Source organism: Nostoc sp. S13 (genome assembly GCF_029379315.1).
In the GTDB taxonomy this organism is placed as follows: Bacteria; Cyanobacteriota; Cyanobacteriia; order Cyanobacteriales; family Nostocaceae; genus Nostoc.
In genome coordinates this window covers 1-14,532 of record NZ_JAQYWQ010000149.1, presented here as the reverse complement: position 1 = coordinate 14,532, position 14,532 = coordinate 1, and the positions used below count along the sequence as shown (strand labels likewise).

Below are 14,532 nucleotides of genomic sequence, written 5' to 3'. Positions count from 1 at the left end.
ACTTTAGATTCTTCTGATTCCTTGTGTCAAGCCTGATTGAGATGCTCTTACCCTGTCCTGGGATGCTTCTGTTAGTTGTTTGGCTAAAGTTTCTGTTTGTCGTTTATATTCTTGGGAATAACGTTCAAGTTGAAGTTTATCCCTAAATAGTTTTTCTAACCATGAGAATGTTGCACCTGATTTTTGAATCTCTTGCAATAGTTGCACTGCACGTCGGATATCTCCGCGTTTTAAAGATAATTTTAACTGCTGACTTCGCCACCAATTTACGATAGGATTATTCATAACCAAATCCTTCTTTACCTTCCATAATTTCTACACCTGGAAGCCGAGAAACTAACTTTTCCTTAAACTTCATATAGCTTAATTTTTCATCTTCATACCACCAAGCGTATTTTTGCTTAATTTCTTCAGCTTCTTGACGAGTTGATGCCATAAGAGAACGACTATCGCTAGCATGAAAAGCTTGAATTACAACTCTATCGGCAATGGCTAGTTTGTCAATAAAAGCAGCTTCATCAGTTGGTAAAGTAGGAAGTAGAGGGGTAATAGTGATAGAAATTTTGGGAAGAAAACCTTTGAAATAATCAATACTTTGTTTAATTTTAGTGATGGCATTTAATCTGGCTTTAATACTGGGCGATCGCGGTTCAAAATCTTTTCTCACTAATTCACTCCCAGTAGGAATGCTCATATTAATTCGCAATCTCTTAAATCGTTGTAAATAATCAATATCTCTAGTAATAATTGGGCTACGAGTTTGAATCACCAAAGTTGGAGTTGGATAACCGTCAATCCCCACATCAAGCATTACATCTAACAATCGACGAGTCAGTTGATGTTTAGACTCAAGTGGTTGATAAGGATCAGTAACGCTACTCATGTATATACTAGGAGGAATCTGGGGATTTTTTTTATACCATTTTTTTAATTCTTTCGCTAAAATCTCAGCAGCATTTTCTTTAAAAATTACCCATTTACCCCAATCTTGGCGCATTTGAGCATTAGGGGTAAATGCAGCAGCATAGCAATAACTACAACCGTATTGACATCCCCTGTAAGGATTTAGAGTAAAATCATAATTACCAATAAAACCAGTAGCTTTTGTTAAGAGTGATTTAGCATTTTGTACATAAACATTCACATCTCCAAACTTTTCTCTGACTAATTTGGTAGGAGTGCATTCGCAATAACCTTCATATTTTGGTTGTGCCATGTGAATCCTGATATTTATTGAGAGTGAATTAATACACCCTACTTATTATGATTCCCATTTTTATTTTGAAATTACTTCACCGAGGTGTACGCTAGTGCGATAGACCATATAGACAAAACCACTGTCATCACGAAAGCGCTGATATAATTCTTGAAATCTATCAATAAGCTGTTCGTATGCCAAGCCTTCACGCGGGAGATAATAAACATTGCATCTGCGGGGTAGCTTGGTCGATGTTTTACATAATCCTCTGCTCTGTCAGAAAATCGGTTGAGTAGGTTTAAGGTATGTAGGGGGGTTGTTTCAGGATTAATTTGGCTTAGGGGTCTTTATGTAAAAGTAGAAGTGCGTAGGCGTAGCCCGTCGTAGACATCGCTGTAGTTCAGAAAAGCGATACGATAAGAATTAAACCGTTCCAAATAGTAACATCTACATACAATAATGGAAAGATTGCTAAACATCCACATTGAGAAATTGCCTGAAGGCGTTTATTTAGCAACATCCGATGAGCTTCAAGGTTTAGTAGCTCAAGGACGGACTGTTGCTGAAACTTTAGAAATTGCCCGTGATGTTGCGCGTAAGTTATTAGAAGCGCAATCTCAGGATCAAGAACTAGATTATTTGCAACCAATAGCTGAACAATTTAACTATCCTTTAGTTGTAGGTCAGTAGCCAATTCATGGGACGGCTAGCAGGCTTTAGCTACAGACAAATTATCAAAATATTAAAAACCTTTGACTTTGTGTTTCATCGTCAATCCGCAGGGAGTCATGAAATCTGGTTTAATCCTGAAAGTAACCGTTACACTACTATTCCAAATCATTCTGGTGATATGCCAGAAGGAACATTACGTGCAATTTTAAAGCAAGCTGGTATTGAACCTGAAGATTTTCTTAACGGCTCTTAGTAATAAAAAAGGTTGTTATTAATTTTGATTAAGCTTGTTCCTGCTGTTGTAACCAAGCTACCAAATCAGCAACTTCCGAAAAATCCAACAACGCCTCTCCCAAATTTTCTAACTGTTCCGCAGATAAATTCCAAACCTGCTCAAGTAATGCTCCATCAATATCACCAAAACGCCGTTTAAGTAGACGACTAATCAATTTAAACGCTTCCTTTTGAACGATATCTTGATAAATTACAGACTCTTTCATAATATCCTCCCGCAAAAATTGCCGAACCAAATTCTTGTCAAACCGCAAACCCGCCAAAATTTCTACACAACCCGCGATATTTTGTCGCTCCTCTCTATCTGGAATTGTAGCGACTTGTTCAGCTACTTGTGCCAGTAAAGTTTGCGGCGAGTCAGTTCGCGTCAGACTTGCTAAAGGCAACAGCGCCGGATTAACTAAAAATAGTCTTGAATCTTGCTCCCAAAGACGAACAACCTGATATTGGTGAATCGTCTGTTGTCCCGATATTCTTCAATAAAAGCCATTTAGTTTGTAGTTTCCTGCAAAAAGATTAGTACTTGCACTACAGGACAACGGTATTGACGCTTCAACCTCACCGAATAATCGAGCATTCGGAAATTAAGCGCTGGATTAGATTTCGCCAAAGTTTGAAATTCAATGTGCAAAATTTGGTTAGCTACTTGCAAAAATGTCACAGAATCCGCGCGAATTGGTTCAAGCGTGAGTTCCGTTTTTAAGACTTCAATTTGTTGCACCTCTACCCAAGCAACCAACGCACAAAATCAGCAGGGTACTGTTCAGATAAATATTTACAAGCGTTGTCGTAACTCACTCTCTTCTTCCTCTTTACGCTTCTGCGTGACACAAAAAAACAGCCGCCTCCATAAAGGAAGCAGCTGTTTTACAAATTATCTAACTACAAAGTATTAGTAATCAAAGTCTCCGCCACCAGCACCAGCGCCAGCAGGAGCGCCATCCTTAGGCTCAGGCTTGTCAACTATGATACATTCGGTTGTCAACACCATACCAGCGATCGAAGCAGCGTTTTGCAGAGCAGAACGAGTCACTTTAGCAGGGTCAACAATACCAGCAGCTAACAAATCGACGAATTCGTTTGTCGCAGCGTTGTAGCCAACGTTGAATTCTTTCTCTTTCACACGTTCAGCGATCACAGCACCATTCTGACCGGCGTTTTCAGCAATCCGCTTCAGAGGTGCAGGTAAGGCGCGAACGACAATCAATGCACCAATCAACTCTTCATCCTTAAGATTTTCCTTCGCCCAAACTTCCAATTCAGGAGCAAGGTGAGCCAGAGTTGTACCACCGCCAGGAACGATACCTTCTTCCACAGCAGCTTTAGTGGCGTTGATAGCGTCTTCTAGGCGCAACTTCTTGTCTTTCATTTCGGTTTCGGTCGCTGCACCCACTTTCACTACAGCAACACCACCAGAGAGTTTTGCAAGACGCTCTTGCAGTTTCTCTTTGTCGTAAGAAGATTCGGTTTCATCGATTTGACGACGAATCTGCTCGACACGAGCCTTAACAGCAGCTTCGTTACCTTCGGCAACAATTGTAGTGCTGTCCTTGGTAATGGTGATCCGGCGAGCTTTACCCAGGCTATCCAGCTTGGTGTTATCTAGCTTCAGACCAGCATCTTCGGTAATTAGTTGACCACCAGTTAAAACAGCGATGTCTTCTAGTAGTGCTTTGCGGCGATCGCCAAAGCCAGGAGCCTTAACAGCAGCGACGTTGAGTACACCGCGTAAACGGTTTACTACTAAAGTTGCCAAAGCTTCTTTTTCGATATCTTCGGCGATAATCACTAAAGGACGACCAGCACGAGCTACTTGCTCTAACACTGGTACAAGGTCTTGTACCAAAGCAATTTTCTTATCGGTCAGCAGTAGGAAAGGCTCATCAAAAACTGCTTCCATCCGCTCAGGGTCGGTAGCGAAATAGGGAGAGATGTAGCCTTTGTCAAAGCGCATCCCTTCAGTGATTTCCAACTCGGTGAACATCGATTTCCCTTCTTCTAGGGAAATTACCCCTTCCTTGCCCACCTTGTCCATTGCTTGGGCAATCATCTGACCGACTTCTTCGTCATTACCAGCCGAGATCGCACCAACTTGGGCAATGGCTTTGGAATCTTCCACTGGACGGGCGTGTTCAGCAATTTTTTCTACGAGGAAGCTGGTAGCTTTGTCTATACCACGCTTGAGCGAAATCGCATTAGCACCAGCTGCAACGTTCCGCAAGCCTTCTTTGACGATCGCGTGAGCTAAAACGGTGGCAGTTGTTGTGCCATCGCCCGCAGCATCGTTGGTCTTAGAAGCAGCTTGACGAATCAGAGCTACGCCAGTGTTTTCAATGTGGTCTTCTAATTCGATTTCTTTGGCGATGGTTACACCGTCATTGACAATTTGCGGTGCGCCAAATTTCTTTTCTAGAACTACATTACGACCTTTGGGGCCAAGGGTAACAGCTACAGCCTCAGCCAGGATGTCAATGCCTCGTTCTAGGGCGCGACGGGCGTTTTCGTTGTAGATAATGCGCTTTGCCATAGGTGTCTAAATTCCGCGAGTAAGTCAATTTTTTTTGAATTGGGCATTGGGCATTGGGCATTGGGCATCGGGAAAACTTTTCCCTATTCCCCATTTCCCATACCCCACTAGATAACGACTGCTAAAATATCTTTTTCAGAAAGCAGTACATATTCTTCAGTACCGAGTTTGATATCAGTACCAGCGTACTTAGAGTACAGCACCTTATCGCCGACTTTAATTTCCAATTCCTGACGGCTACCGTCATCATTACGCTTGCCAGGACCAAGGGCGACTACTTCCCCTACCTGGGGCTTTTCCTTGGCCGTGTCAGGCAAATACAGACCACCTGCGGTCTTTTCCTCTGAGGCGCTCACTTTTACGAAAACGCGATCGCTCAAAGGTTTAACTGTAGAAACGCTTAAAGATAAAGCTGCCATATTATATTCTCCTATTCTGCAGAGTTTTAGCACTCTCAACCCCTGAGTGCTAATCTACCGAAAAGTTGCCTCCAATGGCAAGAATCCCTTGAGTACGGGTTCCCGAACTAGAAGATCATCGGTGTACTTAAGTATAAATGCTTAATTATTTTAACTTTCAGGTTCGGTTCTGTAAGTTACGAATAGAGTAGGGAGTGGCGAGTAGGAGCGGAGCCGGAGACGCTCCGCCTCCGGTTAGGAGTTATAAGAATTCTTCCCCATTACCCCTTATCCCCAGAGGGGACCCCACCTTCCCCACTCCACCATTCCCGACTCAACTTTATTTGCAAAGCTTGGAAATTGTTATAAAACTGTAATCAGGGAGCCGCTCGATGATTAAAATACAGTGATCCAGTCCAGCCATCAAATCCGCAAAACCCCTAATTCTTCAGAACATAAAGCCCTGAGTTATTCTGTAGAAATTTGAGTACTGGCAAAAATTCAGCGACACATTTTTATTTGCGCTGACCAGACAATTGTTAACTGCTGCTCAAAAGGAGCTAGTCTGGAATCCTGGGAATACTATAAAAAGCGACTTAAAGAGTTAAAACTTGATGAGTCGCAACAGAGTCATCCCATTTGCGTCTATAGAACTAAAGCCAACTGCTTGCGCGTTTGTTGTTCTAGACCCATAATGGTGGTTTACCCTGATGGGTCTGGTATCGCCAAGCAAACGTGGGAATTACTGAGCGGATCATCCAAGAACACTTAATAGGCATAATGGCGGTTGAAAAATATAGATTTTTAACCCATCTTTTGCCAGAAACTTCCCTAGTTTCTTGTGAACACCTCATAGAGGCTTAACAACCGAAGGATATGGTATAGCAGTAAGCTTAAAGAAAGTGCGGGTTAGTTTTGAGGTAGGGTCATCTTTAAGCCAATACTTACTTGTGAGTCAGAAGGATTATTATTTAATCAGTGTTTTTTCGCCCGCCCCTTTCAATGCGATATATAATAGCGCATTATAGATACTACTGCTATACGTATCCTTGCTGGACTTTTGCTATTGAGCTACTAGTCTTTTGAAAATGCTCGGCATTTTTGAGGCTTCGAGACAGCAAAGGTAAGTTAAGTAGGAAAAAGACAACATCTCGAATCGAAATAACCCACCATAGAGGATAAATATTCAAGACTTTGATGGACCGAAGCGCGACAAGTGCCACTGCTATGAAAGAGCCCAGCATGAAAGATCACAAACGACTTCTCTTGATTGATGATGACCCGAACCTCATCTTGCTGGTGAAGGATTACTTAGAATTCCGGGGATACGAAGTCATCACCGCCGAAAATGGACGCGAAGCTCTGGAAATTTTAGAGCAAGATGTTCCAGACATGATCATCTGCGACGTGATGATGCCGGAAATGGACGGATATACTTTTGTGGAACAAGTCCGGCAAAACGAACGCACCAGCTGGATTCCGGTTCTTTTCCTTTCAGCTAAGGGACAAAGTGCAGACCGAGTTAAGGGTCTGAATAAAGGTGCTGATGTTTATATGGTCAAACCCTTTGAACCAGAAGAACTCGTAGCGCAAGTTGAATCCTCACTGAAACAAACTATCCGTTGGAAAGAACACCAAGCAAAAGGAGGCGAAAACGGTTCCCGTATCCAGGTTCCCTTCGATGTGCAATTAACCCCAACCGAACTGAAAGTAGTCCAGTTTGTCGCTAGGGGTTTAGCTAACCGGGAAATTGCTGAAGAACTAAATGTTAGTCAGCGCACTGTCGAAAGCCATGTGTCCAACATGTTGGGCAAAACCAATCTCCACAACCGCACTGAACTAGCGCGGTGGGCGATTGAAAATCAAATGGCTTAAACAAAGTTAAGAGTTAAAAGTTATGAGTTATGAGTTATGAATTTTTTAACTCCTAACTCCTAACTCCTAACTAAATCTACCAACCATCTTCTTCAGGGCTGGATTGGTGCAAAACTTCTAAATCCAGTTCATCCAGGTAAGTTAGGGCGCTTTCAATCTGAGAAACAGTACCTCGCAGTTCAAGATCAAAGCAGCTATATTGTGGCACGTTTGCGCTTACCTGAGCATCAGCAATAATCACTGTAATGCCATAGTGAGAAACCAGTCGTGAAATGACTGGTTCCTCATGTAAGTCTTTAGGAATGCGAACTTGGATACGAGTTTGGGTGCGTCTATTATCTAAAATATCAGTATTAGATTTTACTTGTTTATTTGGAATTGCCATTCTAGCTTCCTACTCGACTTCTGGGATGGGGGTTTCGCTTTGCACGATTTCTTTTAACACTAGCGCCACTTATCTCACGCAGGCAAGCAAGAAAGTATTTGCCTTGGCAAACCATTAATCTAGATGTAATAAATGTGAATAATTGCTCATAATTCGGTAGTTATGAGCCTAATTGTTATTCTATAGTGGTTTTCGAGCAAATTCAATATAGCGATTTGTAGGGTTACAGCAATTGTTGTAACCCTAATTTATTGTTTATGAAATTTAATACTGACAAGACGAATGCTATATATGTTACTTTGTAAAAGTTTTAGGGAACTCTATTAATAGAACCTTATAGGTTTAACCCTCTGTTTAGATATTAATAAAAATCGATTTTTTAGGATATTTGCTTCTGTGTAATGACCTATTGTATAAATCCCCATTGTCCAAAACCTATTGACACAGCGAATGCAAACAACGTTATTTGTCGTAACTGTGGGTCAGAAATACTATTGCAAGGTCGTTATCGGGTAATCAAACAACTAGGACAAGGTGGCTTTGGGAACACTTTTGAAGTTGACGAGTGTGGGAAAACTAAAGTTTTAAAAGTGCTGACTGAGAATAACCCTAAAGCCATTGAACTGTTTCAGCAGGAAGCAAAGGTTTTGAGCCAGCTAAACAGTGCGGGTATTCCCAAGGTAGAACCAGATGGTTATTTTACTGTTTTACCTAAAAATAGCTCTGTTCCATTGCACTGTTTAGCAATGGAGAAAATTGAAGGCGTAAATTTAGAGCAGTGGATGGAATTTCGTAATTATCAACGTATTTCTGAAGCTCAAGCTCTCAATTGGCTTAAACAACTTGTAGAAATTCTCGCTTTAGTACATGCTCATCAATATTTTCACCGTGATATTAAGCCTCAGAATATCATGCTGCGACCAAGTGGGCAGCTTGTCTTAATTGATTTTGGTGCAGTTCGACAAGTCACGACAACCATTGTGGCAGGAAATTCGCATACCAGAATTATTTCACAAGGCTATTCACCACCAGAGCAACAAAACGGTTATTCGGTACAGCAGTCAGACTTTTTTGCATTGGGACGGACTTTTATTTTTCTGCTCACAGGTAAAGAACCCCAGGATAAAGAAATTTATGACCCTCTGACTAACGAGTTGCACTGGCGAAAATATGCACTCAATATTTTTCCACTATTGGCAGATTTAATCGACCATTTGATGGCTGCTAGTGCAAATCATCGTCCTCAAAATACACAAGTGATTTTGCAGAAATAGAACGAAATTGGAAAAGCGTTACATGAATCGCTTTATAAAACACATGGCTATACAAGCGAAACCCGCGATCGCGGGTTTCAAAGTTTTTATAAGTCCGTGCAGACACGATTTCTAATCGCCTGATTGAAATTCTCAAACTAAAACTCAGCACTTTGCGGTGTACGGGGAAAGGGAATCACATCACGAATATTTCCCATACCAGTCATAAATTGCACGAGTCGTTCAAAACCCAACCCAAAACCAGCGTGTGGAACAGTACCGTAACGACGCAAATCAAGATACCACCACAATTCTTCTGGGTTTAATCCTTGCGCTAACACGCGGCGTTCTAGAACTTCCAAACGTTCTTCACGTTGGGAACCGCCAACAATCTCGCCAATTTTGGGTGCAAGAATATCCATTGCGCGGACAGTTTTTTCATCGTCATTCAAGCGCATATAAAAAGCTTTGATTTGCGCTGGATAATCTGTAACGATCGCAGGCTTTTTAAATAATTGTTCAGCTAAGTAACGTTCGTGTTCTGATTGTAAATCTAAACCCCAACTCACAGGATATTCAAATTTAACATCAGCTTTTTCTAAAAGTTTAATGGCTTCTGTGTAAGTTAAGCGTTCAAACTGATTATTAATAATATTTTCGGCTGTCGCCAACACAGATTTATCAATGCGTTCATTGAAAAATTCCATATCTTCTGGGCAAGTTTCCAACACATATTTAAAAATGTGTTTGAGAAACGCCTCAGCTAAATCCATATCGCCTTCTAAGTCACAAAAAGCCATTTCTGGCTCAACCATCCAAAATTCTGCTAAGTGGCGGGAGGTGTTGGAATTTTCGGCACGGAAGGTAGGGCCGAAGGTGTAGACGTTAGAAAACGCCATCGCCATCACTTCTGCTTCCAACTGGCCGCTAACTGTTAAATATGTGGGTTTAGCAAAAAAGTCTTGGCTGTAATCTACTGCTTGGTTTTCTGTGCGGGGAATATTCTTTAAATCCAAACTGGTAACGCTAAACAGTTCACCCGCGCCTTCGCAATCGCTAGCAGTGATGATCGGTGTGTGTACCCACAAAAAGCCTCTTTCGTGGAAAAATTGATGAATTGCTGTCGAACAAGCATTTCTGACCCGGAAAACTGCACCAAAAGAATTGGTACGCGATCGCAAATGTCCAATGGTTCGCAGAAACTCAAAGGAATGGCGTTTCTTTTGCAGGGGATATGTATCGGGATCAGCTTCCCCGTAAACTTTTACTGTCTCGGCTTTCAACTCAATTCGCTGTCCTTTACCAAGAGAAGCCACTAATACTCCTGTCACCTCGACAGCAGCACCTGTATTCAGTTTTTTCAATGTAGCTTCGTAATCTGGCAAATCCTGATTAATGACGACTTGCAAATTAGCTAGTGATGAGCCGTCATTGACTTCAATAAAAGCAAACCCTTTGGACTCGCGTTTCGTCCGCACCCAGCCTTGAACTAGGAGGGACTCATCAGGTTGACCACTTCGCAATATTTCTGCAATCCGTCGATTTACCATATTTACCCAGCATAAGACTTTAATATCCAGCCTATGATAACGCCCATTCCACCAAAGCGAACCACTTGCCAGAAAGGTTTTTTGAGGCTACGCCAAGAAAATAACTGGCTTTCTAAGTTTAGTTCTAGCATTTCCAACTGCCCTTGAATTTGCCGTAACTCTGCTTTGATTTGTGGCATCTGAGATTTATTGTGCTTCAGTTGCTCCCGACGCTGTTGCCATTGTGCCTGTTGTTGGCGATCGCGTTGGACTTGATCATAACGTTCTTTTAAGGATAAGAGCGATCGCTCTACTTCCTCTAGTTCTTGTTCAAAATCTGGTTCGGAATTTTCTCCTGGCGGTTGCGATTGTTTTGGCGGCTTCATTTACAAGTAGTAAAGTAGAAGTAAATGCAAATGTGCCAATAGTCATGTCTCAATCTACCCAGCTGCCTAAAACCAGTCAACTGAATGAACTTAGTACTCTGGAACTAGCTCAAGCCTTAATGGAAAGGCTGACCATTTCCCCTAACGATTGGCATCGCCTCAAGTCTAACCGCAATTCCCGCGCTAATGAACAAGTGGCAGCAGCTATTGTGTATCTTTTAAAAAATCAGCCACAAGAAGCTCAAGCTAGATTAGAACAAGCAGTTGGTTGGTTAGATCGCTCTATTTCTGCGCCTCCCTGTCCGAGTCATGGAAAATAGGGAGTAGGGAATAGGGAATAGGGAGTAGGGAATAAAAAAATCAATCAACTAATAAATAACTTTCCCCACTCCGCACTCCCCTCTTATCGCCGCAGAGATAGTCTCCGGCGATTTTCCATTTGTTTACAAAGCCTCAATTCTGTGCCTTTGCGATTCCACTCTACTTGATCAAAAATTTGATGGAGAAGACATAAACCACGACCACTTTCTGCTTCATCTGGTGGAAGATAGTCTGTTGGTTCTTCATCACTAGTAGATGAAGGAGTAAAGCCGCTACCCTGGTCTGATATTATCCACCAATATTGATTATCTATTAAGGAAAAACGAACTACAACTGTTTTACTGGGATCAAGATTATTGCCGTGTTTAGCGGCGTTTACTAGGGCTTCTTGAAGTCCAAGCCGCAGTTCAGCTTGTAACTTTACTGGAATTTCTGCCAAGAGTAAATCTAATATTGGACAAAGATAGAGGGTTGAGGCAAAACTAATAGTGCCCCAATAACGTCCAACTGGACGGAGTGAAATAGTAATCACAAGAGAAACCCCATAGCTTTCAGTTAGCTAGACATCAGTTTGCTATTACAGGCACCCTGATAAAACTTGAGGTGGTCATGCTGCCTTCAAACTTGCGTCTTTAAAACTAAATTTTGAAAATGCTAGGGAGCATTTGCTCTATGTTACGAGTTGGGATTGTTTAGATATATAGCGGCTGTAATAAGTTTGATAATGAAGCCAGCAACTTAAAAAGATGCTAGTGATTTAAAAGAGTATGGGCATACTCTAGTTAATTGCCGATTTGTAATTTACACAATCCAATTTCATATTTTTAAGAGCCGATGCTACTTGAATTTATTTAAACAAAATGAATTTCTATTTTTAGCTTAATTCAATTTTAGCATCTTTAGTATGCAGTAGACTAAAAATTTCAAATTTCAGTTTTTGGAAAGGAATTACTACCCTTGTCCAAATCTGATAGCACAAGAAAGGCGGCAGCTTCAACATGAGCAGTTTGAGGAAAAAAATCAGCAGGTTGTACCCGTGTGATAGAATATTGCCCATCTTGACAAAGCAATTTCAGGTCACGGGCCAGGGTAGCTACTTTACAACTGACGTAAACGATCCTATATGGTTTCAGTTGTCGTAAAGTGTCGATGACTGCGCGATCGCACCCTTTACGTGGTGGATCGAGTATTACTACTTCTGGTATTGTGCCCATTTTGGGAAGCAATTTTTCTACTGCCCCGACTTGGAATGTGACATTATCAATTCCGTTGCGCTGGGCATTCAAAATAGCTTGGTCTACTGCTGCTGCTTGCACTTCTAATCCTGTAGCAATACGAACTTTTTTGGCCAGGGGTAAAGTTAAAGTCCCAATACCACAATAGGCATCAACTAGCAACTCATGCCCTTGAAGATTGAGTTCTGATTGAATTACCTGCAATAGTGCCTCTGCTGTTTCTGTATACACTTGGAAAAATGTATCTGGGCGCACTTTAAATTCAAGTCCAGCAAAATTTTCCCGCAGGTGGGGGACTCCAGCGATGCAACGGGTTTCTGATCCAAAGATAGCATTTGTGCGATCAGAGTTGCGATTGAGGGAAACTCCCACTAACTGCGGATAGCGCTTTAACCATTCCTGGGCTTGGGTTTCAATTCCTGATAAATTCCAGTCCTTCACCACCAAAGTCAGCAACATTTCCCCAGTGTGTCGGCCAATGCGTAAACCAAGATGGCGAATTTTTCCTTGGTGACGCTGTTCGTCGTAGATTTGCCAACCCCGTTGTTGAATATCCTGTTTAACTTCAGCAAGTAAAGGATTTAATCGCGCGTCTTGGACTGGACATTGATTTAAATTAATTAATTGGTGACTACCTTTTTGGTAGTAACCAGCTTGTACCTGTCCTGTTGCCGATGTACCCAGAGGATATGTAGATTTGTTACGGTAGTTGAAAGCAGAAGGGGCAGCTAGTACCGGATCTACGGGTGGTTGGACAAAACCGCCAATGCGTTCTAAAGCTTGGATAACTTGATTTTGCTTGGCTGCTAGCTGGTAATCATAATTAATATGCTGCCATTGGCAACCACCGCACTTATCCGCCACAATACAACTAGGTCGAATCCGGTGGGGGGATGGTGACAATAGCTGCTGGAGCTTCCCGTGAGCGTATTTGGGTTTAATATGTACCAAGCGGACAAGTGCGCGATCGCCTGGTACACTATCTGGGACAAACACGACACGCTCATCAGCGCGTCCCACACCATCGCCTGTATCATTCAGATTAGCGATCGTCACTTCAATTAATTCACCCTGTTGCCAAATTATTTTAGTCATTAGTCATTGGTCATTAGTCATTGGTCATTAGTCATTGGGCATTGGTTATTCTCCCCTGTCCCCCCACTCCCCACTCCCCCCACTCCCCAAACAGATAAATTCAATACATAAGTAGCTCCTATCTCTTCACTTGTGTACCTCAGACTCGCTAAACTAACAGATAATATTTCAGGTGATTTCAATCATCATGACTGTAATTAGCCAAGTTATTCTCAAAGCCGACGACGAACTGCGTTATCCCAGCAGTGGCGAACTTAAAAATATCAAAGACTTTTTGCAAACCGGCGTACAACGGACGCGGATTGCGGCTACCTTAGCTGAAAACGAAAAAAAGATAGTTCAGGAAGCAACCAAACAACTTTGGCAGAAGCGTCCTGACTTTATCTCCCCCGGAGGTAATGCTTACGGAGAACGCCAGCGCTCTCTATGTATCCGTGATTTTGGCTGGTACTTACGTCTAATTACTTATGGTGTGCTTGCTGGCGACAAAGAACCAATTGAAAAAATCGGTTTGATCGGTGTGCGAGAAATGTACAATTCATTGGGCGTTCCCGTGCCTGGAATGGTAGAAGCGATCAATTCCCTCAAAACAGCCTCCCTTGGCTTGCTGAGTACGGAAGACGCAGCTCAAGCATCACCCTACTTTGATTACATCATTCAAGCGATGTCTTAATACAAAGTGTCTGCTGGTTCTAGGAGTATACTTCCGGTCTACTAGAGTGAGTGCAAGATATTAGCGCTCGATAGGCATAAGATCCCCAATTTGATCATACCTTCCCCACATTTGGTAGTGACTCTGGCAAAATCTCTGTCAAGTTATCAACCAGTTGTGGGGAAATTTTATTGGATATGGGCATTGGGCATTTCTCAAAGGATGAAGGACATACGGACACAAAAAACCGACAGTCCTTGATTAAGGCTGTCGGCAATTAAGTGTGTTCCCTATTAATGACTCGGCTAGAGTTCAGTTGTCATTAATTATGCCTAGTTAGCGATCGCAGGGAGACGATCCTAATCATACATAAATGTGATTCTCGTCACTTGATTGTTACAGCTAAACTGCATATACTCAAATCATCTCTACGCCTCAGTATATTTTTGCAAGTTTTATTGCCAAAATCTACACTGCTACTACTTAGTTGACTTATCTTTAAACATCGCGCTTTACAACATAAATTAATTAGCATCCCAAAATACTTTTAATGCTATTCACCAATATAGCTACTAATTGAACTGATGCGGTGGCTGCATAAATTGTATTCAACATTGCTCCTACTGCTGCTGATATTGTCTCCATACTAGCTCCTGCTATAGGACTCCTATTTGATTTCTGAACAAGACTAAGAGAGAATACGGAGAGGTTT

Annotated in this window: 19 protein-coding genes and 1 pseudogene; 6 read left to right on the top strand and 14 right to left on the bottom strand. The window is 41.9% G+C overall.

Annotation, left to right across the window (positions count from 1 at the left end; translation table 11 throughout):
• Window positions 1–3: 3 nt before the first annotated feature.
• Together PUQ00_RS29290 and PUQ00_RS29285 are read right to left on the bottom strand one after the other, a co-directional pair.
• Window positions 4–285 (bottom strand): hypothetical protein, encoded by a 282-nt coding sequence (locus tag PUQ00_RS29290; RefSeq protein WP_300423182.1) that lies wholly within the window; start codon window positions 283–285, stop codon window positions 4–6.
• A complete protein-coding gene (locus PUQ00_RS29285) occupies window positions 278–1,216 on the bottom strand; it encodes a radical SAM protein (RefSeq protein ID WP_300423180.1) in 939 nt (312 codons plus the stop codon). Before PUQ00_RS29285 ends, PUQ00_RS29290 begins: the two co-directional genes overlap by 8 nt.
• A 441-nt stretch (window positions 1,217–1,657) precedes the next feature.
• On the opposite strand from PUQ00_RS29285, the gene PUQ00_RS29280 reads away from it, so the two are divergent.
• Together PUQ00_RS29280 and PUQ00_RS29275 are read left to right on the top strand one after the other, a co-directional pair.
• Complete coding sequence (locus PUQ00_RS29280; RefSeq protein WP_100898366.1) at window positions 1,658–1,888, top strand: DUF1902 domain-containing protein; 231 nt, start codon at window positions 1,658–1,660, stop codon at window positions 1,886–1,888.
• Between the two features lie 7 nt (window positions 1,889–1,895).
• A complete protein-coding gene (locus PUQ00_RS29275; RefSeq protein ID WP_300423177.1) occupies window positions 1,896–2,123 on the top strand; it encodes a type II toxin-antitoxin system HicA family toxin in 228 nt (75 codons plus the stop codon).
• Window positions 2,124–2,151: 28 nt separating this feature from the next.
• Here PUQ00_RS29275 and PUQ00_RS29270 read toward each other — a convergent pair.
• The 4 genes and pseudogenes from PUQ00_RS29270 to groES all read right to left on the bottom strand — a co-directional run bounded on the left by PUQ00_RS29270 (window position 2,152) and on the right by groES (window position 5,110).
• Window positions 2,152–2,962 (bottom strand): annotated as a pseudogene (locus PUQ00_RS29270) (DUF4351 domain-containing protein).
• Between the two features lie 94 nt (window positions 2,963–3,056).
• Window positions 3,057–4,691, bottom strand: a complete 1,635-nt coding sequence (groL, locus tag PUQ00_RS29265) for a chaperonin GroEL (protein WP_300423175.1) — start codon at window positions 4,689–4,691, stop codon at window positions 3,057–3,059.
• Window positions 4,633–4,785, bottom strand: coding sequence for a hypothetical protein (locus PUQ00_RS29260; RefSeq protein WP_300423174.1), 153 nt, complete (start codon window positions 4,783–4,785; stop codon window positions 4,633–4,635). Before PUQ00_RS29260 ends, groL begins: the two co-directional genes overlap by 59 nt.
• A 13-nt stretch (window positions 4,786–4,798) precedes the next feature.
• Window positions 4,799–5,110 (bottom strand): co-chaperone GroES, encoded by a 312-nt coding sequence (gene groES / locus PUQ00_RS29255; RefSeq protein ID WP_292766180.1) that lies wholly within the window; start codon window positions 5,108–5,110, stop codon window positions 4,799–4,801.
• Window positions 5,111–6,286: 1,176 nt separating this feature from the next.
• Between groES and PUQ00_RS29250 the strand changes: the two genes are divergently transcribed.
• Window positions 6,287–6,964, top strand: a complete 678-nt coding sequence (locus PUQ00_RS29250) for a response regulator transcription factor (RefSeq protein ID WP_012407592.1) — start codon at window positions 6,287–6,289, stop codon at window positions 6,962–6,964.
• 76 nt (window positions 6,965–7,040) lie between these two features.
• Here the strand turns inward: PUQ00_RS29250 and PUQ00_RS29245 are convergent, their stop codons facing one another.
• Complete coding sequence (locus PUQ00_RS29245; protein ID WP_181927876.1) at window positions 7,041–7,349, bottom strand: NIL domain-containing protein; 309 nt, start codon at window positions 7,347–7,349, stop codon at window positions 7,041–7,043.
• Window positions 7,350–7,750: 401 nt separating this feature from the next.
• On the opposite strand from PUQ00_RS29245, the gene PUQ00_RS29240 reads away from it, so the two are divergent.
• The gene (locus PUQ00_RS29240; protein ID WP_300423169.1) at window positions 7,751–8,623 is read left to right on the top strand and encodes a serine/threonine-protein kinase; all 873 of its coding nucleotides are present in this window, start codon (window positions 7,751–7,753) and stop codon (window positions 8,621–8,623) included.
• A 137-nt stretch (window positions 8,624–8,760) separates the two neighbouring features.
• On the opposite strand, the gene asnS is transcribed toward PUQ00_RS29240, so the two are convergent.
• Both asnS and PUQ00_RS29230 read right to left on the bottom strand, forming a co-directional pair.
• Window positions 8,761–10,152: an asparagine--tRNA ligase gene (gene asnS / locus PUQ00_RS29235; protein ID WP_300423167.1), complete on the bottom strand. Its 1,392-nt coding sequence runs from the start codon at window positions 10,150–10,152 to the stop codon at window positions 8,761–8,763.
• A 2-nt stretch (window positions 10,153–10,154) separates the two neighbouring features.
• Window positions 10,155–10,517 (bottom strand): hypothetical protein, encoded by a 363-nt coding sequence (locus PUQ00_RS29230; RefSeq protein ID WP_300423166.1) that lies wholly within the window; start codon window positions 10,515–10,517, stop codon window positions 10,155–10,157.
• 44 nt (window positions 10,518–10,561) lie between these two features.
• Between PUQ00_RS29230 and PUQ00_RS29225 the strand changes: the two genes are divergently transcribed.
• Window positions 10,562–10,837: a DUF6439 family protein gene (locus PUQ00_RS29225; RefSeq protein ID WP_300423165.1), complete on the top strand. Its 276-nt coding sequence runs from the start codon at window positions 10,562–10,564 to the stop codon at window positions 10,835–10,837.
• Between the two features lie 83 nt (window positions 10,838–10,920).
• Here the strand turns inward: PUQ00_RS29225 and PUQ00_RS29220 are convergent, their stop codons facing one another.
• From PUQ00_RS29220 to PUQ00_RS29210, 3 genes are all read right to left on the bottom strand, one after another.
• Entirely contained in the window at window positions 10,921–11,370 is a 450-nt protein-coding gene (locus tag PUQ00_RS29220; RefSeq protein WP_300423164.1) for an anti-sigma regulatory factor, read from the bottom strand.
• A 391-nt stretch (window positions 11,371–11,761) separates the two neighbouring features.
• Complete coding sequence (gene rlmD / locus PUQ00_RS29215) at window positions 11,762–13,168, bottom strand: 23S rRNA (uracil(1939)-C(5))-methyltransferase RlmD (protein ID WP_300423162.1); 1,407 nt, start codon at window positions 13,166–13,168, stop codon at window positions 11,762–11,764.
• Window positions 13,169–13,185: 17 nt separating this feature from the next.
• Window positions 13,186–13,350: a hypothetical protein gene (locus tag PUQ00_RS29210; protein WP_300423161.1), complete on the bottom strand. Its 165-nt coding sequence runs from the start codon at window positions 13,348–13,350 to the stop codon at window positions 13,186–13,188.
• 5 nt (window positions 13,351–13,355) lie between these two features.
• Between PUQ00_RS29210 and apcD the strand changes: the two genes are divergently transcribed.
• Window positions 13,356–13,841 (top strand): allophycocyanin subunit alpha-B, encoded by a 486-nt coding sequence (gene apcD, locus PUQ00_RS29205; protein WP_300423159.1) that lies wholly within the window; start codon window positions 13,356–13,358, stop codon window positions 13,839–13,841.
• A 94-nt stretch (window positions 13,842–13,935) separates the two neighbouring features.
• Here the strand turns inward: apcD and PUQ00_RS29200 are convergent, their stop codons facing one another.
• Together PUQ00_RS29200 and PUQ00_RS29195 are read right to left on the bottom strand one after the other, a co-directional pair.
• Window positions 13,936–14,097, bottom strand: coding sequence for a hypothetical protein (locus PUQ00_RS29200; RefSeq protein ID WP_300423157.1), 162 nt, complete (start codon window positions 14,095–14,097; stop codon window positions 13,936–13,938).
• Between the two features lie 251 nt (window positions 14,098–14,348).
• A partial coding sequence (locus tag PUQ00_RS29195) for a hypothetical protein (RefSeq protein WP_300423154.1) occupies window positions 14,349–14,532 on the bottom strand: 184 nt, incomplete at its 5' end.